The organism is Acinetobacter sp. YH12039, assembly GCF_013420015.1.
Classification (GTDB): Bacteria; Pseudomonadota; Gammaproteobacteria; order Pseudomonadales; family Moraxellaceae; genus Acinetobacter; species Acinetobacter amyesii.
In genome coordinates, this window is record NZ_VOZA01000015.1 from 1 (window position 1) to 22887 (window position 22887).

The following is a 22887-nucleotide window of genomic DNA, read 5'->3' on the forward strand; positions in this document are numbered from 1 at the left end:
GAATAATTCAAGTGAATTTGTTTGAAAGAAGAACTTTAAAAGCTTTATTTTCACCCGATAAAATACCCATAAAACAAGAGGAAGCTCAAATGAGCTTCCTCTTGTGAAAAATTGTGGGACAGCAGTGGCTGATTGGCTCCCTTTTTTATTTTCAGATCCGCAGCATAAGGCTTTTCAATTGTTCGCTGTATTTGAATATAAGATGCTTAATTAAAATGATACGTCAGTCCTGCATATACCGCCCGACCTTCACCCGGTGTTAAACGAGCAGGATCTTTGCCGGCATCGTTATAGCCCGATGTCACGGTAGATGCATATTTTTTATTGGCCATATTTCTGAAATCCAACCAAGCCAAATACTGTTTTTGTGGTTGCATATAGCCGAATGATGCTCCCCAAATTTGCCAATCTTTTGCGTAGAAGCTATTGGCATAGTCGGATGCGACCTTTGCGGCATAAAGTGTATTAACCGCAGCATAAAAGCCTAAAGGATGTTCGTATTTCAGTTCAGCCTGATAGATGTGTTTTGGTATACCTGCAAGCTCATTTTTTCCAAATACCGCATCATTTTTATAGTGAAAATCATTCAAGGTATAGGCTTGTTTCAGTTGAACTTGTCCATATTCATCATTTTGCCAAAGTGAACTGTTTAAACCGAATTCAATCCCTTGATGAATGGTGTCTGAAGCATTCGATTCGGCAATAATCTTTTTAGGCTCTGATTGGATTTCAACAGCCAACAGTTCATTTTTAACCTGTGAATAGTAATATGCAATATTCCACTCACCCAGTGCATGTTGACCACGCCCACCTAGTTCAAGAGTGTTCGCTGTCTGACTATTCAAATGTATCGGAGCACTTTGGCGTCCCGTTGCTGCACCACTACCATCTGGGGAGTATTGATCCGACCCCCAAATTAAAGCCCATGGATGTGGTGCTTCTAAGCTTCGACTGACATTGGCAAAGAGCTGTGTTTCAGGTTGGATTTGATATCGAAAACCTAGCGATGGCAGGACATTCCATTCACGAATATTTTCTTTATGGCTTTGCACAGGCCATGTCACTTCACTTTCACGATGGGTGTACGCCAATGCGACACGACTATCGAGCCAAAACTGTGGGTGTAGTGCCAAGGCATTGGCATAATGTAAAACATAGTCACCACCTTGGTAGGTATAATGCCGCGTTTCTGTACCCGCAGCATAGGCGCCTTGCGCTACACGCAAGCGTTCAACGACCTGACCATCTGGCAAATGCGTGGTACTACGAAAACCTAAAGTATTTTGGCTTTCATGCCCCCATAGCGTTCGGTCAAATTGGTAGTTAAATAAGGTAATGATATCGTCATAGTCAACATCGGTACTATACAAACCTTCTTGCAAATCCATCGGATAATGATGATAGGCCAGACCCAACTGTAAGCGATCACCTGTGTCCAAAGTCATATTGGTTTTATTCGCCAACCAAAGACTTCCCGGCTGCGGACGATTATTATTCAGCGAGATATTTTGGGCTACTGCTTGTTTTGGATTTTGTTCAATCTGTTGTTGGGTTAGACGTCCCGGCGTTTGGTGTTCAGTCTCTCGGTAACGCAGATAAAAACGTGTATCTAGGTTAGGGTTTATTTTATATCCCACATTGGCCGATAAACCTTTGCTCTGGCTTGAAGCATGATCTTGAAAACCGTCATCATCACTTTGCGTTAAGGAAAGATAATAGTCTAAGTCGCCAATTTGTTGTCCTGAATTGATTTCACTTTTTTGATAACCGTGGCTACCCATTTCATGGTGCACTGACAGTTTTGCTGCATTTTTTCCAGTTGGGCTAGCATAGTTAATTAGACCACCCAGGCTTAATGCACCACGTGTTAAACCATTAGCCCCCCGTAAAACCTCTATATGGTCTACCCACAGCGGCTCAAGCAGTTCATAAGGTGTCCCACCCGGCCCTGTAAATGGCAAATCATCTAAGGTCACATACAACCCTGAAGCATGCGCCCCCGGTGCACGATTGATCCCCGAGCCACGTATCGACAGTTTTACCCCTTCATTTCCAGAAGATGCCGCGTAAATCCCCGGTTGATTTTTAAATAAATCAGCATTTGTTCGCTTCGGTATATCTTGAATGTCTGCTGCAACGATCGCATTGGTTGCACCATTTACTTTGGTTAGTGCTTTTTTTATTTGTTCATCCATTGAACTTTGTTCAACGTTGATGATAATTTCAGGTAATACATTGCTATCTGCAACACTATATGGTGCCATCGCGGTGAGCATCATTAGGCTTAAAAGCTTAAGTGACGTGTTGTTATATTTGGAAAATTGAGGGACATCCATGATTGCGTCTTCTAAGTGAAACGAAATTGACGGCAAGGATTGTAGTATGTTTTATCGTCATGTATGTATCAAAATATTTCAAAATTCATGATTTTTATCAATATCCTTCTTCGTATTTTTATATTCAAATGATTTGTTAAATGAAATAAAACAGATAATTATATTTTTTAGTCAAAAAATAAAAGTTTCTAAATAAGATAAAAGCCCTCAATCGATAAAGATCAAGGGCATGTATGGATTGAGAGCACGAATTGAAAGATTGTCGGAAAGTTAGATGTCAAATCCTGAACATACTTTCAATCACGCTCTCGTTAAATTGATATTGAAATTTCTAAGCCAATTTAAATTAAACAATTCTCTGTAACGACATTAGAAGTTATACATCGCGACTGCATTGATTCTGTTATCTTCCCCCTTGGTACTGCCATTTGGTGCAGCGCCAAAAGCTTCACGTTCACCATAGACATATTCCAGACCTAAACAAATCGGCTTAACAGGGCTATAAAATACATTTGCCCAAGCTTGCCACAAGTTTTTATTGGTCTTGGTTTTATCGACTAATGAGTTGACATAATCTGCATTATTATCTGCTTTCATATAACCATAGCCCAATGTTCCGCGCCATTGTGCTGAAATTTGTTGAGTTAAACCTACTGTAATCGAGTCAAATTCATTGGTGGCGATGATGTCTTTATCCGCATTGGTCACAAAACCTTGGTTGGTCCATGACACAAAACTACTGTCGCCTTTGACATGGTAATAATCCGCTTTGAGCACTGTTTTATCCGTCAAATCTAGCTTTGCGCCCAGACCAAGTCCCCATGCGGTTTCTGTATCCGTATCCGTTTTCTTTTCAGCACCCATCGCACGTGCGCTCAACATGAGTGTATCTGTCATTTTATGGTTTAACCGCGCTGTTAATGCAGGCAAACGCATATTTGAACTGTCATCCTTAGAATCTTCTGCGGCAAGTACTAGATTTGTCTCTGGACTAAATTTGTGACTATAGCGAACTTGAGGTGTACGTTTAACAGCACCACCAACATAGCCCAATGCATCAATAGTTTCAGGCATATAATCAGGTATAGCAAAGTTAGACCATGTTTGCCCCACCAACCAATCACCATAGGTCAAATAGGCATGACGAATCCGCAGTCCATCATTTGCGCCCAAAAAGTCGACTTCAATTTTACCGCCTACATCTCCCACTTGAGTTGGCGTTTTAAAGTCTAGTCCTAAACGTGTGGCAGCAAGTGTTGCTTTTAAACGATCTGAACTTTCAGCATTCCCTTCTAGCGGAACACTATTCATTTGGTTATACAGGCGAGATAAGCTGCCGCCTTCTGCCTGATAAGATGCATCTGCACGCACATTGCCATACAAGCTAAACTCAGCGCCCGATTTGGTATTTAAACTCAGGCTCGGTGTTTGAGTCGGTTTTTGATTCTGCACAGCAACTACAGATCCTTGTTTTACGTCTTTGATTTCACTCGACAAAGTGTTTTGCTGTTGAACATATTGCTGCATCATGGCTTTTAACGCTTTGACTTCTTCACGCAACTGTTCAACTTCAGCTTCGCTGACTGCCGCATGTGTCCACATGGGGAACACAGCTGCACAAGCCAGTAGCATCGGTTTAATTTTAAAGGTTTTTTTGACTAAATTTAGCTTTTGAGTTTTCATCCTGACCTCGATTTGGGCGATGCCCTTTCCTTATTTTTTGTCACAATTCCCACTAGCCCTCATGCTGTGCATCAGGCCTGGAAACTAAAATTTTGGGGTAATGTTAAATCTTTAAATACCGGCTTAATTCGCTGGATTTTTGATGGCTTGCGTATTGATCTTTCGTGATTGACCTTGAGTAGATACCTCTACTGACGCTTGTAAATTCACCATAAAGATTGCTAATGCAGCTATGACACCCGGAATGGCAATCACCAAGAAGTTCATTTGATGTGGCAAATTCATGGTTAACAGCGCACCAGTAAGTACCGGTCCAACGATTGCACCAATTCGTCCAATCCCCGATGCCCAGCCCATACCTGTAGAACGTACCGTGGTTGGATAGTATTGTGCGACAAAGGTATAAAGTAGGATTTGCGAACCGATGGTAGCTGCGCCTGCTACAGCAATTAAGGTATACAGAACCATTTGCGGACTGTTAAAGCCCAGTAAGATTAAAGCCAAAGCGCCACACATGAACATGATGCTCAGTACTTTTTTGATATGGAAGCGGTCAGCCAAAGCACCACCACCAATAGCACCTACCATTCCACCAATATTCAGCGCAAAGAGGAAGATCATACTTGCACCAAGTGAATAGCCAGCTTGAATCATCAATTTTGGTAACCAGCTTCCAAGTGCATAAACCATCAATAAGCACATAAAAAATGCAATCCAGAACATGAACGTACTGAAACTACGCCCTTGTTGAAATAATGCTTTTAACGGAGCGTTGTCTTCCTCAGAAACTTCATTGAGTACAAATTGCGTATCTGTTGTGAGGACTTGTTCAGGGGCAATTTTAGAGACAATTGTTCGAGTCGTATCTGTTTGATGCTTAGAGGTTAAATACATCAATGATTCAGGGAGGAATTTCCAAATTAAAGGCAGTGCAAGACATGGAATAATCGCAATATAAAACATGATTTTCCAGCCATATACTGGCACTAACCAAGCACCCAATAATGCTGAAGCCATACCACCAATGGCATAACCACTAAACATTAGTGCAACCAAGGTGCTACGTATACGTTTTGGCGCGTATTCTGTCATTAACGCGACCACGTTCGGCATAACGCCACCGATGCCTAGACCGGCAAGAAAGCGTAAAATACCAAACTCAACGGGAGTACTTGCAAAAGCGCCGCAAAAGGTAAAACCACTAAAAATACCGACGCAGATCATAATGGTTTTTTTACGACCAATTTTATCGGACAGTGTGCCAAAACACATGGCACCAAACATCATGCCAAATAAAGCCGTACTTGCCAGTAAGCCGGCTTGTACCGCAGATAATGACCACTCTTGCATCAACAAAGGTAAGGCAACGCCATAGATCACCAAGTCATAACCGTCAAAAATAATAATCAAAAGACACCAAATCAAAACACCCCAATGAAATGGCGTAAATTTGGCTTCATCAACCAAGGTATTAATATTAATTTTCTGGTTTTGCATAGCCCACCTCCTAATTGTGAAGCTTGTAAAATTCGCTTTTCACAATGAATAAGTTGGTGCTTAATGTCCAAAACCGATTAGGCATGTTTGTATACCTAAAAAGTTAAATACAAATTAATCCCTTGATTCCGCTTTATTTAAATAGATCATTTCATAACTGCAGTTCATCTGAACGTCTATCAACACATTACTTAAAACACAGCACGATCATATGGAATCGCTTCTAAATCATACACTTGATAAACACTATCAAATAAACCACGAATATCTTCGCTTTCATCCATATTACGCACAGCCATAAATACAGGGCTAATCGCGGCTTCGTCTAAGATAGGAACAAAGGTTAAATGTGTTAATTGCACACTTTGGGCACTCATTGGGGTGATACAAACCCCTTCGTTCGCTGCAACAAAGCCCAGTGCCAGTTGTAATTCACGAACTTCACGTACTTTTTTAGGTTCCAAACCATACTCTGAAAATATGCCACGCACTTGGGTCGAAAAGTTTGGTTTGTTGTGATTTGGATAAAAAATCAATTGCTGATCGATCAGATCTGCAAGATATATACCTTCCTTTTTTTGTGCAAAAGGATGACTGGCATGTAAGGCTACCACTAAGCGTTCTTCACGCAGTAAAACCCGTTTGATCGCGGGGTCTGAAATACGCAAACGCCCAAAGCCGACATCTATACGACCTTCTTTTAATGCTTTAATTTGTTCAGTGGTCGCCATTTCCTCCATTTCTATTTTTAAATGTGGGTGTTGTTGTTTGAATAAATACAAAATATTCGAGAGTAAACCAAACAATAAAGAGCTCACAAAACCGATTGTCACGGTCCTTTCTGTCAAACCGATTCGTTTCGTCATTGATTTAATTTCTTCTGCATTAGACAAAAGTTTTAAAGCATGATGATAAAAAAACTGACCTGCTTCTGTAGTCTTAAGCGGACGGCTACCTCGTTCAAATAACTGAATTCCAAGCTCATGTTCCAAATTTTGAATCTGCCGACTCAAAGGTGGTTGAGCTATATATAGTTTTTCTGCCGCTTTGGTAAAACTCTGCTCTTCAACCACCGCGACAAAGTATCTTAAGTGTCTTAGTTCCATGGCTATCGATACCTATTAAGTATAATAAAATGCAAATTTGATCTTCGACGTGAAGATTTTATTCTTTTAAGGTATATCACATAGACAGGATTAAGCAAATTTAATCCCATCCAACAGATCAAAAACATCGTGCAGCGCATTACCTGAAAGAAGCTTCAGCCGCTACACGAAACAACTTAAAAAGTATTGTTAGACAACCAAACAAGGAACGTGGCAGCCAAAGACCTCTTTTATCGAGTGATAGCCACCCAAACTTAAATGCATACTTAAGGAGATATAGTATGAACCGTCAAGAGATTGATGTTCTGGTTAAACAAATGAACGTAGATACAGCGACAGGGCCTGTTGACCAACGTGTACAGCAAGTTGTGGTACGTTTATTGGGTGATTTATTCCAAGCGATTGAAGATCTGGATATTACTCAAACTGAACTATGGAAAGGTCTAGAGTATTTTACAGACGCGGGTCAAGCAAACGAATTAGGTCTTTTAGCCGCAGGTTTAGGTTTAGAGCACTATCTTGATTTACGTGCGGATGAAGCTGATGCGAAAGCAGGTATTACAGGTGGTACACCACGTACCATTGAAGGCCCTTTATATGTGGCTGGCGCACCTGAATCAGTGGGCTTTGCTCGTATGGATGATGGTACGGAAACCGATAAAATTCCAACTCTGTTTATTGAAGGTACGGTAACAGATACCGAAGGCAACATCATTGAAGGTGCTAAAGTTGAAATTTGGCATGCCAACAGCCTAGGTAACTATTCTTTCTTTGATAAGTCTCAATCTGACTTTAACCTTCGCCGTACGATTCTTTCTGACCAAGACGGTAAATATGTTGCACAAACTACGATGCCCGTTGGTTATGGCTGCCCCCCAGAAGGTACAACTCAATTTGTTTTAGACAAATTAGGCCGTCATGGTAACCGTCCATCACATGTACATTATTTTATCTCTGCACCAGGTTACCGCAAGCTAACCACTCAATTCAACATCGAAGGTGATAAATACCTTTGGGACGACTTTGCCTTTGCAACTCGTGATGGTCTGGTAGCAACTGCTGTTGATATCACAGACGAAGCTGAAATTGCGCGTCGTGGTCTAAACCAACCGTTTAAGCACATTAGCTTTAATGTTGAGTTAGTTAAAGAACAAGCTGCAGCACCAAATACTGAAGTTGATCGTCGACGCGCTAGCGCTTAATTACTCACTCAAAGGAAGCCGAGCTGTCTCATCCAAGTTTGACAACTCGGCGACTATCCCCTCATTGGACAGTCGGAGAATGGACATGCCACGTATTCCTGTAATTAACACCAGCCATCTAGATCGTATTGATGAACTTCTTGTCGATAATTTTGACACTGGTGAATTTAAACTGCACCGCTCAGTATTTACTGATCAAGCGTTATTTGATCTTGAAATGAAATACATTTTTGAAGGTAACTGGGTGTATTTGGCACATGAAAGCCAAATTCCAAATAACAATGATTATTACACGACTCATATCGGTCGCCAGCCGATCATCATTGCACGTAACCGTAATGGTGAACTGAATGCCATGATCAATGCCTGCTCACACCGTGGCGCACAGTTATGTCGTTATAAAAAAGGCAACAAAGCAACCTACACCTGTCCATTCCATGGTTGGACTTTTAATAACTCAGGTAAATTGCTCAAAGTTAAAGACCCTGCTGAAGCTGGTTATTCAGATTGCTTTAACCAAGATGGTTCACATGACTTGAAAAAAGTCGCGCGCTTTGAAAGTTATAAAGGCTTTTTATTTGGTAGCTTAAATCCTGATGTGCCAAGCCTTGAAGAATTCTTAGGTGAAACCACCAAAATTATCGACATGATCGAAGGTCAATCTGAAAACGGTTTGGAAGTTTTACGTGGTTCATCTACCTATACCTATGAAGGTAACTGGAAACTGACAGCTGAAAATGGCGCAGATGGTTATCACGTTTCAGCCGTACATTGGAACTATGCAGCGACCACACAGCACCGTAAAGAAGCACAAGCAGCAGATAATATTCGTGCCATGAGTGCAGGTTCTTGGGGCAAGCAAGGCGGTGGTTCTTATGGTTTTGACAGTGGTCACATGTTGTTATGGACCCAATGGGCAAACCCAGAAGACCGTCCAAACTTTAGTAAAGCCGATGAATATACTGAAAAATTTGGCGCGCCGATGTCGAAATGGATGATTGAACGTTCACGTAACCTATGTCTTTATCCAAACGTTTATTTGATGGATCAATTCGGTTCACAAATTCGAGTTTTACGTCCGATTTCTGTCAATAAAACTGAAGTCACCATTTACTGTATCGCCCCTGTTGGTGAAGAGCCAGAAGCACGTACACGTCGTATTCGTCAATATGAAGACTTCTTTAATGCTTCAGGCATGGCAACACCTGATGATTTAGAAGAATTCCGTGCCTGCCAAGCCGGTTATGCAGGAATTGAGCTGGAATGGAACGACATGTGCCGTGGTTCAAAACACTGGATTCATGGACCGGATGATGCAGCCAATGAAATTGGATTAAAACCGCTATTAAGTGGCATCAAAACGGAAGATGAAGGTCTTTACCTTGCTCAGCATCAATATTGGTTAAAAACCATGAAACATGCCATCGCTGAAGAAAAAGAATTGGCACAACAAGTCGCAAATGAACAAGGAGATGTCGCATGAATGCAACTGCACATTTAGACAGCGTAAGTATTGAAGCTGTATCTCAGTTCCTCTACCGCGAAGCGCGTTTTTTAGATGATGAAAAGTGGGATGAATGGCTAGAGTGCTATGCCCCATCTGCATCATTTTGGATGCCGGCTTGGGATGACGACGACCGCCTAACGGAAGATCCTCAGTCTGAGATTTCTTTAATTTATTATCCAGACCGCCAAGGTTTAGAAGACCGTGTCTTCCGCATTAAAACTGAGCGTTCATCTGCAACGATGCCAGATACCCGCACCAGCCATAACATTAATAATGTCGAGATTATTGAACGTGATGGCGAAAAAGTGACGGTGCGTTTTAACTGGAACACCTTAAGTTTCCGCTACAAAACCAACTATAGCTACTTTGGCATGTCACGTTATGAAATTGATTTTTCAGGCGAGCAGCCAAAAATCCTCAGCAAATATGTTGTTCTGAAAAACGATTATATCAACCAAGTTATTGATATTTATCACCTATAAAAGCTTATTTCACTAAGCAAGGTTTAACTTTCAGCCAGAAGGATATTTGGCTGAAAGGACACGTTATACCAGATTTTCAAAAGGATATTCAGCCATGTCAAACCATAATGTTGCACTTCAATTTGAAGATGGCGTTACTCGTTTTATTAGTGTTGCTCAAGGTGAAACCCTATCCGACGCAGCCTATCGTCAAAAAATCAATATCCCTCTAGATTGCCGTGATGGCGCATGCGGGACATGCCGTGCATTTTGTGAGTCGGGTACTTACGACATGCCTGAAGAATCTTATATCGAAGACGCTTTAACCCCCGAAGAAGCAGAGCAAGGTTATATTTTAGCTTGCCAATGTCGTCCTAGTTCAGATGCGGTTTTCCAAATCAGTGCATCATCTGACGTGTGTAAAACTGAAATTCATGAGTTTCAAGGCACATTGTCTCGTGTTGAAAATATGTCGGATTCTACGATTACCTTTGATATTCAACTGGATGAAGGTCAACCTGACATTAACTTCTTGGCAGGTCAATACGTCAATGTCGGCATTCCGGGGACTGAAGAAACTCGTTCGTATTCGTTTAGTTCAAAGCCGGGCAATCGTTTAACAGGCTTCGTGGTTCGTAATGTCCCTGAAGGCAAAATGAGTACTTTCCTGAGTGCCGATGCGAAAGCCGGCGACAAAATGACCTTCAAAGGACCTTTTGGTAGTTTTTATCTGCGTAATGTTGTCCGCCCTGTGGTCATGCTTGCAGGTGGTACAGGTATTGCGCCGTTTATGTCCATGTTACAAGTGCTTGAAGAAAAAGGTTCTGAACAACCTGTTCGTCTTGTATTTGGCGTAACCAATGACTTTGACATCGTAGCAAAAGACAAGCTCGATGAATTACAAAGCAAACTCCCGTGGTTCGAATACCGTACTGTGGTCGCTCACCCTGAGTCACAGCATGAACGTAAAGGCTATGTGACCAGTCATGTTGAAAAAGATTGGTTAAACAATGGCGATGTGGATATTTACCTCTGTGGTCCTGTACCGATGGTCGAAGCGGTACGTGGCTGGTTAGATACCGAAGGCGTTAAACCTGCAAACTTTTTGTTTGAAAAATTCTCAGCGAATTAAGGGAGAATAGTTTAATGTCAGAACAAGCCAGATTTAACAATAAAGTTGTCATCGTTACCGGTGCCGCTCAAGGTATCGGTCGTGGAGTAGCACTACAAGTGGCTCGAGAAGGCGCTCAAGTGGTATTGGCAGATCTCTCAGATTTTGTTGAAGAGACGCTTAACGATATTCAAGCCCACAATGGCGATGCTATTATTGTTAAAGCCAATCTTGAAACATTTGCAGGCGCTCAATCAGTTGCTGCTCAAGCCATTGAAAAATATGGCCGAATTGATATTTTAATCAATAACGTTGGCGGTGCGATTTGGATGAAGCCCTTCCAAGAATTTTCAGAAGAAGAAATCATTAAGGAAGTTAATCGTTCATTATTTCCAACCCTCTGGTGCTGCCGAGCCGTGTTACCTGAAATGATTCAAAATCAGCAAGGGACAATTGTAAATGTATCTTCTATTGCAACCCGAGGAATTCACCGAGTGCCATATTCAGCGTCAAAAGGTGGGGTTAATGGCTTAACCGCTGCTCTCGCTTTTGAACATGCCAAAGATGGTATTCGAGTCAATGCCGTAGCCACAGGTGGCACAGAAGCCCCACCACGAAAAGTACCAAGAAATACCAATCCATTGTCAGATCATGAAAAACAATGGATGCAAGACGTGGTCGATCAAACCATTGACCGTACATTCTTAGGACGCTATGGCACAATTCAGGAACAAGTGAATGCCATCTTATTTTTGGCATCCGATGATTCATCTTATATGACAGGAACAGTCGTCCCTGTTGGTGGTGGAGATCAAGGTTAAACGCTATACCGTCATTGGTTTAATTCAACAGGCTCATTGGCATAGTCGCATGGAGGCAAAAGCGATGGCACCCCTGTTAAAAACATTAAAAGAAGATTGGTCGATCTCAGCGACGGTTGCAGGATTTTTAGCCGTGCTGATTTCATATTCAGGCCCACTGATTATTTTTTTCCAAGCCGCACAAAAAGCTCAAGTTTCCCCAACCATGATGATTTCATGGATTTGGGGGATTTCTATTGGTGCAGCGCTGGCGGGTATTTATCTCTCAATTAAATATAAAACCCCGGTAATTACCGCGTGGTCAGCGCCTGGTACGGCTCTTTTAGTGACCCTATTTCCGAATATTTCGCTGAATGAAGCCATAGCGGCTTATATCACATCCGCTATCGTTATTTTTTTGATCGGCATCACTGGCTATTTTGACAAACTTTTAAAATGGATTCCTCAAGATGTCGCTGCGGGGATGATGGCAGGTATTTTATTTCAGTTTGGTCTTGGGCTTTTCACTGCGACAGATAGTATGCCGATCATTGTCTTTGGCATGTTATTGGTCTTTCTTATTTCTAAAAGACTATCGCCACGCTACGCGATGATTTGGGTCTTACTGACTGGTGTCATCCTGAGTTTTACATTAGGAAAAATTAATCCTGTTGATGTGAATTTTCAACTCGCTATACCGCAGTTTATTGCCCCAATTTGGACTTGGAACTCGACTTTAAATTTGGCGATTCCCCTAATTTTAGTCAGTCTGAGTGGTCAATTTCTTCCGGGGATGGCGATCATGAAACTCAGTGGATATGACACGCCAGCTAAGCCCATTATCACAGCGACCAGTATTGCCTCGCTCGCTGTCGCATGTGTCGGCGGCATTACCATTGTTTTAGCGTCAATTACCGCAGCCATGTGTATGGGCAAAGATGCACATGAACTAAAAGAAAAACGTTATATAGCCGGTATTGCCAATGGTATTTTTTATATTTTAGGCGGCTTATTTGCAGGCAGTATTGTCATGTTATTTAGCCTATTACCTAAAGAGTTAGTCGCCGCACTTGCAGGTTTAGCGTTATTAGGTGCGATTGGAACAAACATGTCCGTTGCGATGAAAAATGAGGCCAACCGTGATGCGGCGCTAATCACTTTTTTAGCGACAGCCTCAGGTATGCATTTTTTAGGGCTAAGCTCAGTATTTTGGGGGATTTGTATCGGTGTCGCTGCACATGTCATTTTGACCAAACGAGTAGCCACACAAGCACCGATGACAACGACTCAAGATTCTAAAAGTTCATAATGTCCAAACGCATTGCCAATACAAAGAAGATGGAACACTACATCTTCTTTGTTTAATCGAAAACTCAATTTTTTGATTTTCTTGTCATTTAAACTTAAAAATTCAATATTCGAAATTAAGAGCTCTATAGGATAAAAAAGGGATCATGTTGCATCATCCCTTTTTTACTTATCTTTGAATTATTTACGTTTTTTCTTACCACTAAGTAGATCTATGGCTTGGGCATAACGTGTAGGTGCAATTCGCTGAATTAAATCAATAATTTTGGCATCATTACCAATTAAAACTCGACGTTTATTCTGCTTTACCGCATCTAAAATGACTTTTGCTGCGACTTCAGGCGGTGTTTTTAGCACTTTATTAAATGCTTTGGTTGCCCTATCTGGGTTCATCCCTAACGCACGAATACTGTCACTCATACGCGCGCTATTTGCAATATTGGTTCGAATCCCACCCGGATGCACGCAAGTTGCGCTGACTCCAGCATTTTCCAAGTCTAATTCTTGGCGTAAAGATTCAGTAAAACCTCGTACCGCAAACTTCGTTGCATTATAGGCACTTTGAGTCGGTTGAGCCGTCAAACCAAATAAGCTGGAAATATTAACTATATGTCCATCGCCACTTTGTTTTAAATACGGTAAAAATGCTTTTGTCCCATATACCACGCCCCAGAAATTAATATTCATAATCCACTCAATTTCATCATAATGCATACCTTCTACAGTACTGGCTAACGCGACACCTGCATTATTAAAGATCAAATTGACCTGGCCAAATTCAGCTTGGGTTGCAGCCGCCCATTGCTCTACAGCGGCACGATCAGACACATCTAATTGGGTCTGAATTATTTTCACACCGGTGTGCTTAATCATTTCAGCCGTTTGTGCAAGACCGTCAAGGTTGCGATCACTTAATGCTAGATGCGCACCTGATTGAGCCAGTTGAATGGCTAACTGCTGCCCAATACCTGAACCTGCTCCAGTAATGGCTGCGACTTTGTTGTTAAAATTTTTCATCGTTATTCCTATACACACTTAATCTCGTTCAGTGAACAAGCTGCATTTTCATATTATTCATAACACAAGCTTAACGAGAACTGATCTATGAATGAAATGATTTTATTTAATTGTAAAATATGAATGCTATACATAGCTCTTTAGCGTTATTGCTTCAAATCAAATTAATGTAATTCAACATGATTAGAGCAAAAATTGAAAACTTAAATGAGCCTTTTAGCTCCGGCTTTTTTTGGGATTGTAGCTCTAAATTTTTCAGCTCAAACAGCGTTTGATATTTATAAAAGTGATACAAATCCCAAATGTTATAAACAAAGCTCAACATTTATTCTATTTTTCTACACGATCCAGATTCTACATATTCAAAATCAGTATATAAAATCCACAATATATACTTATTTTTTTGTGAATATAGCCCTTGAAGACAACAAGGCTGATGCTTTGTAATTTTCCAAGTCTTGTGTATCCACCCTTTGGAAGATCAGGGATGCACATCTCTTACTATGTTCAATAGAGGTTCTAAAATGATAAAAACAACTCTTAGCCTAATCGGTTTGTCACTGGTGTCTAGCTTAGCTTTGGCTGCTGATCCATTGCATGGTACTAAATGGAAAACCATCGATGACCAAACCAAAAAACCTTTATCTGTAGTTCAATTTAATGAAATATCAAAGGGCGTTTTATCTGCAAAAATCGTTGATGTACTCACCCCGGGTGAAGCAGAAAACTGCCAAAAATGTGTAGGTAAATTCCACAATAAACCACTACTCGGTGTGCAAATCGTGAATGGTTTGAAAAATACCGGTAAAAATACCTATGACGGCGGTAAAATTACTGACCCGAAAAATGGTAAAACCTATAGTTTCAATGCCAAAATGTCGAATGACGGCAAGACCTTGAATGGTCGTGGCTATATTGGTGTATCTGCGCTTGGACGCAGCCAAACATGGATACGTGTAAACTAATCCTTTATGTACAAAGTCAAAAGCGGCTCGATTGAGTCGCTTTTTTTGTATGAAAACCAAGAATGAAATTATTCGAAAATAAAAATTAAACGGTATAACGTTTGCTTAGCCCCCATTCGGCTAATATTCGACGATAGGTTGTCGATGAGCGATCTGCTTCGAAATGCGCCTCCATACTGATATCCAGTGGCAATTCCTCAGGTTTTTGACTTTCCACCATGTCCTGATCTTCAGCAAAAATTTGTGCATTAAAATCATAGACCGCTTGTAAATCGCCTGTGGTATCAAAATTACGAGTTAAAGGCACAAATAAACGGGTTTTATTATGCGATACAGGACAACAGGCATTTAATATTTTTAACACTCCATTTTCAGGAAAATCGATGGTTAAAATTGCAGAAAATGGCGGATAGACATCAAACGTTCTTTTCCATAAAAAATCTTCTGGCGCTAAATGTTGTAAGCCATGCGGATAATTACTCACATCACTAAGATATTCTGTATGTAGTCCATAGTCTGTACGCACTGTCGAATATTTTTTCACTTTGGGGTTTTCACGGTCTGCAAAGCTCTCATGATGCACCCATGCGAAATGTGCAACATCAATAAAGCCTTCGAGCTGACGTCCACTTGAACCACCAATATCTACATAAGGTGGCAATATAGATTGGTGCTGCTCGTTATCCCACGTGTCTAAATCTGGAAAATTGGCCGTAGATTCATCGCGATTAAATAAACTGGTCCACACCAATCCATATTTCAATACAACTGGAAATTTAGTTAATGAAAAACGCTCTGAAATTTGAGTCAGCTCTGGCTGTGCGGGAATTTTTACACACCTTCCTGCGCCGTTATAATGTAAACCATGATATGGACAAATAATGTCTTCACCCTTGACCCAGCCTTTAGTTAATGGCACCCCTCGATGTGGACAAATGTCACGAACCAAATGAATTTTTCCACTTTCAGTTTGATATAACGCCATTTTTACATCGAGTAATTGCACTTGTTGCGGTTCAGTCGAAACATCTTCTACACGTGCAACGGGATACCAATGCTGCGCCAAAATATTCCAGTCGTTGGCATCAAATGTACTGCACTGAGGTTGGGTAAATAAATTGAGTACTGGAATGGCATTCATAGTTCATCTCGACAATTGCAATATTTCTTTAGCATTTAGCGCTATTTAAATTTTGCTAAATCCTTATTTTCTAAGTCGAAATTAAATTCTAAACACATTTCTGTCTATTAGAATGATTTGCATAGATTGTTCTGTTTTTTAGAACATTAAGCATTGATCCCTGCTTGATTTGATAAAGCTGGCATGAATATCGCTTAAAATGCATAACATTATGATTCGCTATTTACGCGATAGAGATTGAAGCCTGTATGTCGATTACTTTTTCTAGATTTTCTGAATATTTTATGGCGGTTGCACGGACTGGAAGTCTACGCAAAGCTGCTGAACAACTTTTTATTTCAGTCTCGGCAGTACATCGACAAATCGTTTTGGCAGAGGAAGAACTGGGGGTTGCCCTATTTGAACGACTACCTCAGGGCTTAAAACTGACGCTTGCGGGTGAATTACTGTATGCCGATTTATTAAAATGGCAAAAAGAATATCAACTGACGCGAACTCGATTTGATGAAATCCAAGGCTTAAACCGTGGAAACATTGAAATGGGTTTTATTGCAGCTTTGAATGACAGTTTCGTCGTCGACTGCATTCAAAAGATGGCTGAAACCTATCCGTGGATCAACCTCAATATCAGCATGAATAGCAGTGAAGATATTTCCAGAAAAATCGTCGATGCAGAATTAGATTTTGGCATTATTTTAAATCCCAAAAGCCATAGCCAATTAGAGATTTTATCCTTTATAGAAATTCCGTTGGGCTTTGTGATGTCGCCGCATCATACCTTGGGTGGGATGGATAAAATTTATCTTTCAGATACGTTAAATGAACGGCATATTTTGCCGAGTGATCCACTCATTATTAGTGAATATGTACAGACTTTATATAAACATCATAAGTTTAGTCCTATTCAAAAGATCGAATGTAATGACATTAGAATGATACTGTCATTGATTCAACAACAATTAGGCATCAGTTTGATGTCATACATGGATGCTTTGCCACTGCTTGAGAATAATAAGATTATTTTTAAACCGATCCGTGAAAAAGGCTTACACAGTTTGACCATTGCTTTATGTGTCGCATCGAAACGCCAAACCTCTCGAATTTCTCAGATCATGATTAATCTTTTGGTGGAAAAAATGGAAGAAATTAAGATCAATTTAAAATCTTTGAACCCCTAAAACCATTATTTAAGCTTTTTTTGTCACATATTTTTTTGTAAAAAAAAGCCAGTGCGAATAACCCGTACTGGCTGCTGAAAGCTAAAGTTTTATTAGTTTATTTTTTTAATCCAATGGATTGCCTACAATATTACTAATGATGCCTTTCATAATATGATTGCCTTGTTCTTTACGCAGTTCTGCATACCATTCGCGCGTCACACTTTCATCTTTCATATGCGTCACATCACAACGTTTACGCGCTCGCAGAACCAATTCATTAGCACGTTCATTACGTTTATTTTGATAACGACGCAATGAATCTTGTAAGCCCAAAGTATTGATTTGCAAAGAACGAGCTAAATAAATTGCATCTTCCATTGCTTGGCAACCACCTTGTCCAATATCAGGCGTTGTGCTGTGTGCTGCATCACCCACTATCACCACACGACCTTTGTAGAAATCTGCAAAAGGCTCAATATCATGAATTTCTACCCGATTGGTTTTTTTGGCATCTACAGCATCAATTAGCTTTTGAACCGGTTCACACCAACCTTTAAAGTATTCTTTAAATAAGGCCTTATATTGTGTGCGGTCATTTTCTAAGCCTGCTGCTAAAGGTACATCAAAGAAGAAATAGAATCGGTTGTCGGCAACGGGCATCAGCGAAACGCGCTTACCTTCTCCTACAAATGTCGTCCATTGATCTGCCGCAGCAAATTCTTCTGAAATATCGACTAAACCGTTCCAATTGACATAACCTGCATAGCGGCGCTCAACTTGTTCCCCCAATACATACGCCCGTGTCAATGAATGTGTACCATCGGCGCCAACCAATAAATCAGCCAGAACCTCACTTCCGTCAGCAAAACGGGTGATCACTTGATCATCTTGTTCTGAGAAGCTCACCATTTTTTTGCCTAGATGAATATTCTCACGACCAAATTCATCCATGAGCATATTTTGTAAGTCTGCGCGTGAAACTGGATAAGGTCGCTGACCAACTTCTTCGATTAAAGGAAACAGACTAAACTGTGTCATAACATCGCCCGTTAAACCATCGATATAGGCTAAGTGATCCATCTTGCCACCGAGCTTTTCGACTTGTTCGGTTAGCCCCAAATAGTTCAAACATTTGACACCGTTAGACCATAAAGAAATAGCGGCTCCAACAGGTAAAATTTGTTCTGCCTGTTCATAGATGGTTACTTGGTGTCCAAATTTTTTCAAAGCGATCCCTGTCGTTAGGCCCGCCATACCTGCACCAATAATTGTAATGTCCATCTATAACTCCCCTGTGTTTTTTTAAATATCTTTCTCCTAAAAAGCGAAAAGCATGCCATTTTTTCAAACAAGCAATAAAAAATTCTAAAGTTGGCACACGCTGTGCTTCTAAACACGTGTAAATGCTTGTTTTTATCAAATGTTAAATTTTTAACACTGAAAACTAAATGCATATGTTTTAAATGAAAATAGTGAATGGATTTTATATATGGCAACTTTACTTGCACCTAGTTTTGATATTCCTGCACAATTACAGACACTTACAAATTTAGCAGATGACCGTATTGGTGCAAAAATACTTGAATGTTCAGATGATTTTTTTGCAGAAGCAAAACGCATGCTTCAATTTAATGCACCTATCTTTGTCGAAGATAAATTTGATGATCATGGCAAATGGATGGATGGTTGGGAAACGCGTCGTAAACGCCTTGCAGGTTATGATTGGGCAATTATGCAACTCGGTGTTGCTGGTCGAATTCAAGCCTTAGATATTGATACAACATTCTTTACAGGGAATTATCCAGCTTCCGCATCAGTTGAAGCCTGTTTTGCACCAAGTGGTGAGCTAGCACAGGCAGCATGGGTCAATATCTTAGACAATACCGTATTGGGCCCGAGCCAACACCATATATTGAAGGTCTCAAATGATCAGGTTTTTACCCATGTACGTTTAAATATATATCCAGACGGTGGTATTGCACGATTTAAAGTCTATGGTGAAGTTCAGGTTCAAATTCAAGACAGTACGAGCACATTAGACCTTGTTGCACTGGAAAATGGTGGACGCGTAATTGCTTATAGTGATGCTCATTTTGGACATCCACGAAACTTAATTAACCCTGGTCGTGGTATCAATATGGGAGATGGTTGGGAAACTAAACGTCGCCGTGCACCAGGTTTTGACTGGTGTATTTTGGCTTTGGGTCAATCTGGTGCAATAGAGAAAATTGATATTGATACTGCCCATTTTAAAGGCAACTTCCCTGCGCAAGTGTCCATACAAGCTATTTATGTGGAAGATGCCACTGACCCTCAACTGATTCCGCAAAGTATGTTCTGGCCGTTTTTGCTAGATTCACAAGACATGCAGATGGATCACATTCATAGCTTCGTCAGTGAGATTTTAAAGCATGAAAAAATATCGCATATCCGCATCAATATGATTCCTGACGGGGGGATTAGTCGCATACGGTTATGGGGAAAAATACATCCTTAATTGCAATATTGATAAAATAGGAAGCCTTCGTGCTTCCTATGTGTATGGTTTCAATTTTTTTAATTAAATGCCCTATAAGATATCTAAACATGACACACAGCATAAAAATACAAGCTCTAAGTATTGAAGGCTTTGCACCTTTTGGTGAGGTTATTTGTACGACTGGACATGATTTTTTCCACATCAATGATGCACATACAGAGCGATATCATGCCCTCGTAGAAACAGAAATTTCAGGTGATGCGGTTGCTGGAATTAGCATCTTTAGAAATATCAAAACCACTGAATTGCCTTTTACGATTTCGATGTTAGAGCGGCATCCCAACGGCTCACAAGCGTTTATTCCAATGCAAGCACAGGCTTTTTTAGTGGTAGTTGCACCTGCGTTGGATGATCACAGCCCCGATCTTACACAGCTATGTGCTTTCATCACTGATGGTAGCCAAGGAGTCAACTATCGTGCAGGAACATGGCATCATCCTCTCCTGACACTCGAAGCACCAAGTAGCTTTGCCGTCATCGATCGTATTGGGACTGGGCATAATTGTGATGTGTTCCAGTTCCCAATGCCTATTCACATTTCAAATTAATGTATTTAGCTTAAATACTTAGAGTTAAATAGACTAAAAACCATCTAACCATCTAACCATCTGTTAATACATAATTTATTTCACCTCTTGATATAGTTTAATTAAAAAATATCGCAATAAAAAAGCCCTCTACTTCGAGGGCTTTATTGTTCGATACAAACTATATTCTATGAATCATCGTATGGTTCAAGACCCAAGATCTGCCATGATTAATGATGCACATCTATCGCCATGCTTGGGTTTTTAACCTGATCTTTGCTCATATTCACTTCTTTATTTTTAAATAAATTCAAATGATTGAACACAATATTTAAAATAATCGCCATCAAACAAGTTGAACTAATACCTGAGTGAAAGAGTGTTTGCACCCATTTCGGGAAGTTTGCATAGAAAGAATGATCGATAATTGGAATCATCCCTGCTGCAATTGCAGTCGCAACAATGATGAGGTTCTTTTGCTCGTTATAGTCAATTTTCGCCAAGGTACGAATACCACTTGCCGCAACCGTTCCAAACAAAACTAAACCAGCACCACCTAATACAGGGACTGGAATCGCTGCAATCAGTCGCCCCATAATTGGTAGAACGCCTAATACGACTAAAATCATTCCACCCGCTGCGACAACAAAGCGACTTTTCACACCTGTAATCGCTACTAAACCGACATTTTGTGCAAAAGCACTTTGCATGAATGAACCGAAAATTGGCGCTGCTGCACTAGATAGCATATCTGCACGTAAGCCATTGGTAATACGCTCAGCATCCACTTTGGTACCTACAATTTCCCCGACAGCAATAATGTCTGCCGTCGTTTCAGTCATAATCACTAAAGTTACGATCAGCATGGCAATAATGGCACTTAACTCAAAAGTTGGCATACCGAAAGCAAAGAAGCTTGGAAATTGAATCCAGTTACCATTTGCAACTTTAGAAAAATCTCCAAAGCCAAAGGTATAAGCGAGCACTGTACCGAAGACGATGGCTAACAAAATAGATAAACGTCGGATGGTTGCATTACGTGTTAAATTCAGCGCTATCACGATACCCAAAGTTAAAAATGCCAAGCTGATGTTCTCAGCATTTCCCCAGTCTGGTGCTTTATTATTGCCCCCATCATCCAGCGTACCGCTACAGGAAGCAATGAAAGACCAATCACGGTGATCACACAGCCTGTCACAATCGGTGGGAAAAAACGAATAATTTTTGAAAAATAAGGTGCTAGGAAAAAGCCAATTAGAGATGCAACAATCACCGCACCATAAACAGCAGAAAGGCCACCGCCTGCGGTTACTATGGCAATCATCGTCGCCACACCTGCAAATGAAACACCTTGTACTAAGGGTAATTTTGCACCGATATATTTCACACCGACGGTTTGTAGTATGGTCGCCAAGCCACCGACAAAAAGCGCCGCCGCAATCAATAAACCGATCTGCGCAGGTTCAAGTCCCGCGGCTGTACCAATAATCAATGGCGGAGCGATAATACCGCCATACATGGTTAATACATGCTGTAGTCCATAGGCAAGGCTTTTCCCTGCGCCTAAATATTCATGTTCTGGTGAAACTGTTTTATTTTGTTCTGTCATTTTTATATCCCCTATTTTTTAACTTTGCTCTTAGCTGCCACGATACGTTGAATATGCAAATGGGCTGATGAGTAAAGGAATATGAAAATGCTGCGAGGCATCTTTTACATAAAAATGAATCACAGCTTTTGGAAAAAAGGTTTCGGTATTTAAAGTCTGAAAATATTCAGCAGTCGCAAATTCAAGGCTATAAGCACCTGCTGTAAAGTCCTTCAGCGCAAAATCATTGACACGACCATCTGCATTGGTTTGGGCTGAACCTAGTAACTCTCCGTGTGCATTAAATAATTGAATGCTGACGTTTGCTGCGGGTTTGCCTAGATTGGTATCTAAAATATGTGAGCTAATCATGCGCTAAGCTCCTGTTTTAATCTTAATAAGGCAATTTCAGCCAGTTGATGATGAACAATTCGTTTTTCGGTTTCAGGATCATTCAATAATCGATATTGCAGCGCCTGTAGTACATCTTCACTACTGAGGCCAGAAGCTTTGATTAAAAAGAGGTATCCGTACTTTTTCTCATACGCGACATTGCCTTTGAGCAATGCAAATTGAGTTTCTTCATCTGCTGAAATTTCAGACTGTTCTTGATTTGAAAATTGTTGTTCCAAACAACTTAATTCTGCCTGTGCCTTTTTTTCACCAATCCGTGGATGGTTATCTAAAGCATTTTTGATTTCATCCCAAGTCCAAGCATTTGCAGCTTTTACTGCTTGCTCTGTGATTTGCGTGACACAGGTATAAGGACGCTGCGCCACAATGTGTTCTGCCCAGCCTTCAATTTGCACACAGTGCTTTAAAAAAGTTTTTACATCTGCTTCGGATGCTTTATTAAATTCAACAAGTTGCACTATAAAATCGCCTAAAATTATTGAATGATTGTTCAAATTTAGTTTTGCAATATCAGTGCCAACCTAG

19 protein-coding genes and 1 pseudogene are annotated in these 22887 nt (G+C 40.6%); 10 read left to right on the forward strand and 10 right to left on the reverse strand.

All coding sequences use genetic code 11. The features are described from left to right. Positions 1–206: 206 nt before the first annotated feature. From FTT98_RS08360 to FTT98_RS08375, 4 genes are all read right to left on the reverse strand, one after another. Entirely contained in the window at positions 207–2336 is a 2130-nt protein-coding gene (locus FTT98_RS08360) for a TonB-dependent receptor domain-containing protein (RefSeq protein ID WP_180177250.1), read from the reverse strand. A 369-nt stretch (positions 2337–2705) separates the two neighbouring features. After that, entirely contained in the window at positions 2706–4019 is a 1314-nt protein-coding gene (locus FTT98_RS08365) for a DcaP family trimeric outer membrane transporter (RefSeq protein ID WP_180177251.1), read from the reverse strand. A gap of 123 nt (positions 4020–4142) precedes the next feature. After that, the gene (locus FTT98_RS08370) at positions 4143–5516 is read right to left on the reverse strand and encodes an MFS transporter (protein WP_180177252.1); all 1374 of its coding nucleotides are present in this window, start codon (positions 5514–5516) and stop codon (positions 4143–4145) included. A 191-nt stretch (positions 5517–5707) separates the two neighbouring features. Next, positions 5708–6622 (reverse strand): LysR family transcriptional regulator, encoded by a 915-nt coding sequence (locus tag FTT98_RS08375; RefSeq protein ID WP_180073804.1) that lies wholly within the window; start codon positions 6620–6622, stop codon positions 5708–5710. A 281-nt stretch (positions 6623–6903) separates the two neighbouring features. Between FTT98_RS08375 and catA the strand changes: the two genes are divergently transcribed. From catA to benE, 6 genes are all read left to right on the forward strand, one after another. Then, positions 6904–7824 carry a catechol 1,2-dioxygenase gene (gene catA / locus FTT98_RS08380; RefSeq protein ID WP_078193335.1) on the forward strand — a complete coding sequence of 307 codons (921 nt, stop codon included), beginning with the start codon at positions 6904–6906 and terminating at the stop codon, positions 7822–7824. Between the two features lie 85 nt (positions 7825–7909). Continuing rightward, positions 7910–9307, forward strand: a complete 1398-nt coding sequence (gene benA, locus FTT98_RS08385; protein WP_180106481.1) for a benzoate 1,2-dioxygenase large subunit — start codon at positions 7910–7912, stop codon at positions 9305–9307. Next, positions 9304–9813 (forward strand): benzoate 1,2-dioxygenase small subunit, encoded by a 510-nt coding sequence (gene benB, locus FTT98_RS08390; protein ID WP_180109337.1) that lies wholly within the window; start codon positions 9304–9306, stop codon positions 9811–9813. The genes benA and benB overlap by 4 nt, the downstream gene beginning before the upstream one ends. Positions 9814–9907: 94 nt before the next feature. Then, on the forward strand, positions 9908–10924 hold the full coding sequence (gene benC / locus FTT98_RS08395; protein WP_078190731.1) for a benzoate 1,2-dioxygenase electron transfer component BenC: 1017 nt from the start codon (positions 9908–9910) through the stop codon (positions 10922–10924). A gap of 14 nt (positions 10925–10938) precedes the next feature. After that, complete coding sequence (gene benD / locus FTT98_RS08400) at positions 10939–11724, forward strand: benzoate diol dehydrogenase BenD (protein ID WP_168379614.1); 786 nt, start codon at positions 10939–10941, stop codon at positions 11722–11724. Between the two features lie 64 nt (positions 11725–11788). After that, on the forward strand, positions 11789–13012 hold the full coding sequence (benE, locus tag FTT98_RS08405) for a benzoate/H(+) symporter BenE (RefSeq protein ID WP_180177269.1): 1224 nt from the start codon (positions 11789–11791) through the stop codon (positions 13010–13012). Between the two features lie 179 nt (positions 13013–13191). Here the strand turns inward: benE and FTT98_RS08410 are convergent, their stop codons facing one another. Then, positions 13192–14028, reverse strand: a complete 837-nt coding sequence (locus FTT98_RS08410; RefSeq protein ID WP_180035226.1) for an SDR family oxidoreductase — start codon at positions 14026–14028, stop codon at positions 13192–13194. Positions 14029–14552: 524 nt separating this feature from the next. On the opposite strand from FTT98_RS08410, the gene FTT98_RS08415 reads away from it, so the two are divergent. After that, positions 14553–14993, forward strand: a complete 441-nt coding sequence (locus FTT98_RS08415; RefSeq protein WP_180041614.1) for a DUF2147 domain-containing protein — start codon at positions 14553–14555, stop codon at positions 14991–14993. 85 nt (positions 14994–15078) lie between these two features. Here the strand turns inward: FTT98_RS08415 and FTT98_RS08420 are convergent, their stop codons facing one another. Further along, positions 15079–16134, reverse strand: coding sequence for an aromatic ring-hydroxylating dioxygenase subunit alpha (locus tag FTT98_RS08420; protein ID WP_180050827.1), 1056 nt, complete (start codon positions 16132–16134; stop codon positions 15079–15081). 248 nt (positions 16135–16382) lie between these two features. On the opposite strand from FTT98_RS08420, the gene FTT98_RS08425 reads away from it, so the two are divergent. Then, entirely contained in the window at positions 16383–17312 is a 930-nt protein-coding gene (locus FTT98_RS08425) for a LysR family transcriptional regulator (protein ID WP_180054679.1), read from the forward strand. A gap of 105 nt (positions 17313–17417) precedes the next feature. Here the strand turns inward: FTT98_RS08425 and hpxO are convergent, their stop codons facing one another. Further along, positions 17418–18575, reverse strand: a complete 1158-nt coding sequence (gene hpxO, locus FTT98_RS08430; RefSeq protein ID WP_168379620.1) for an FAD-dependent urate hydroxylase HpxO — start codon at positions 18573–18575, stop codon at positions 17418–17420. 208 nt (positions 18576–18783) lie between these two features. Here hpxO and alc point away from each other — a divergent pair, with 208 nt between their 5' ends. Further along, positions 18784–19791: an allantoicase gene (gene alc / locus FTT98_RS08435; protein ID WP_168379621.1), complete on the forward strand. Its 1008-nt coding sequence runs from the start codon at positions 18784–18786 to the stop codon at positions 19789–19791. An 89-nt stretch (positions 19792–19880) separates the two neighbouring features. Beyond that, the gene (locus tag FTT98_RS08440; RefSeq protein WP_180170524.1) at positions 19881–20381 is read left to right on the forward strand and encodes an ureidoglycolate lyase; all 501 of its coding nucleotides are present in this window, start codon (positions 19881–19883) and stop codon (positions 20379–20381) included. A gap of 209 nt (positions 20382–20590) precedes the next feature. On the opposite strand, the pseudogene FTT98_RS08445 reads toward FTT98_RS08440, so the two are convergent. The 3 genes and pseudogenes from FTT98_RS08445 to uraD form a co-directional block, all read right to left on the reverse strand. After that, positions 20591–21969, reverse strand: a pseudogene (locus FTT98_RS08445) (nucleobase:cation symporter-2 family protein). Positions 21970–21999: 30 nt separating this feature from the next. Beyond that, positions 22000–22320 (reverse strand): hydroxyisourate hydrolase, encoded by a 321-nt coding sequence (uraH, locus tag FTT98_RS08450; RefSeq protein WP_180023718.1) that lies wholly within the window; start codon positions 22318–22320, stop codon positions 22000–22002. Further along, on the reverse strand, positions 22317–22820 hold the full coding sequence (uraD, locus tag FTT98_RS08455; RefSeq protein ID WP_180027189.1) for a 2-oxo-4-hydroxy-4-carboxy-5-ureidoimidazoline decarboxylase: 504 nt from the start codon (positions 22818–22820) through the stop codon (positions 22317–22319). Before uraD ends, uraH begins: the two co-directional genes overlap by 4 nt. Positions 22821–22887 lie beyond the last annotated feature (67 nt).

Coding starts and splice junctions, on each gene's coding strand:
- FTT98_RS08360 (WP_180177250.1), bottom strand. CDS start 2,336: ATGGATGTCCCTCAATTTTCCAAATATAACAACACGTCACTTAAGCTT.
- FTT98_RS08365 (WP_180177251.1), bottom strand. CDS start 4,019: ATGAAAACTCAAAAGCTAAATTTAGTCAAAAAAACCTTTAAAATTAAA.
- FTT98_RS08370 (WP_180177252.1), bottom strand. CDS start 5,516: ATGCAAAACCAGAAAATTAATATTAATACCTTGGTTGATGAAGCCAAA.
- FTT98_RS08375 (WP_180073804.1), bottom strand. CDS start 6,622: ATGGAACTAAGACACTTAAGATACTTTGTCGCGGTGGTTGAAGAGCAG.
- catA (WP_078193335.1), top strand. CDS start 6,904: ATGAACCGTCAAGAGATTGATGTTCTGGTTAAACAAATGAACGTAGAT.
- benA (WP_180106481.1), top strand. CDS start 7,910: ATGCCACGTATTCCTGTAATTAACACCAGCCATCTAGATCGTATTGAT.
- benB (WP_180109337.1), top strand. CDS start 9,304: ATGAATGCAACTGCACATTTAGACAGCGTAAGTATTGAAGCTGTATCT.
- benC (WP_078190731.1), top strand. CDS start 9,908: ATGTCAAACCATAATGTTGCACTTCAATTTGAAGATGGCGTTACTCGT.
- benD (WP_168379614.1), top strand. CDS start 10,939: ATGTCAGAACAAGCCAGATTTAACAATAAAGTTGTCATCGTTACCGGT.
- benE (WP_180177269.1), top strand. CDS start 11,789: ATGGCACCCCTGTTAAAAACATTAAAAGAAGATTGGTCGATCTCAGCG.
- FTT98_RS08410 (WP_180035226.1), bottom strand. CDS start 14,028: ATGAAAAATTTTAACAACAAAGTCGCAGCCATTACTGGAGCAGGTTCA.
- FTT98_RS08415 (WP_180041614.1), top strand. CDS start 14,553: ATGATAAAAACAACTCTTAGCCTAATCGGTTTGTCACTGGTGTCTAGC.
- FTT98_RS08420 (WP_180050827.1), bottom strand. CDS start 16,134: ATGAATGCCATTCCAGTACTCAATTTATTTACCCAACCTCAGTGCAGT.
- FTT98_RS08425 (WP_180054679.1), top strand. CDS start 16,383: ATGTCGATTACTTTTTCTAGATTTTCTGAATATTTTATGGCGGTTGCA.
- hpxO (WP_168379620.1), bottom strand. CDS start 18,575: ATGGACATTACAATTATTGGTGCAGGTATGGCGGGCCTAACGACAGGG.
- alc (WP_168379621.1), top strand. CDS start 18,784: ATGGCAACTTTACTTGCACCTAGTTTTGATATTCCTGCACAATTACAG.
- FTT98_RS08440 (WP_180170524.1), top strand. CDS start 19,881: ATGACACACAGCATAAAAATACAAGCTCTAAGTATTGAAGGCTTTGCA.
- uraH (WP_180023718.1), bottom strand. CDS start 22,320: ATGATTAGCTCACATATTTTAGATACCAATCTAGGCAAACCCGCAGCA.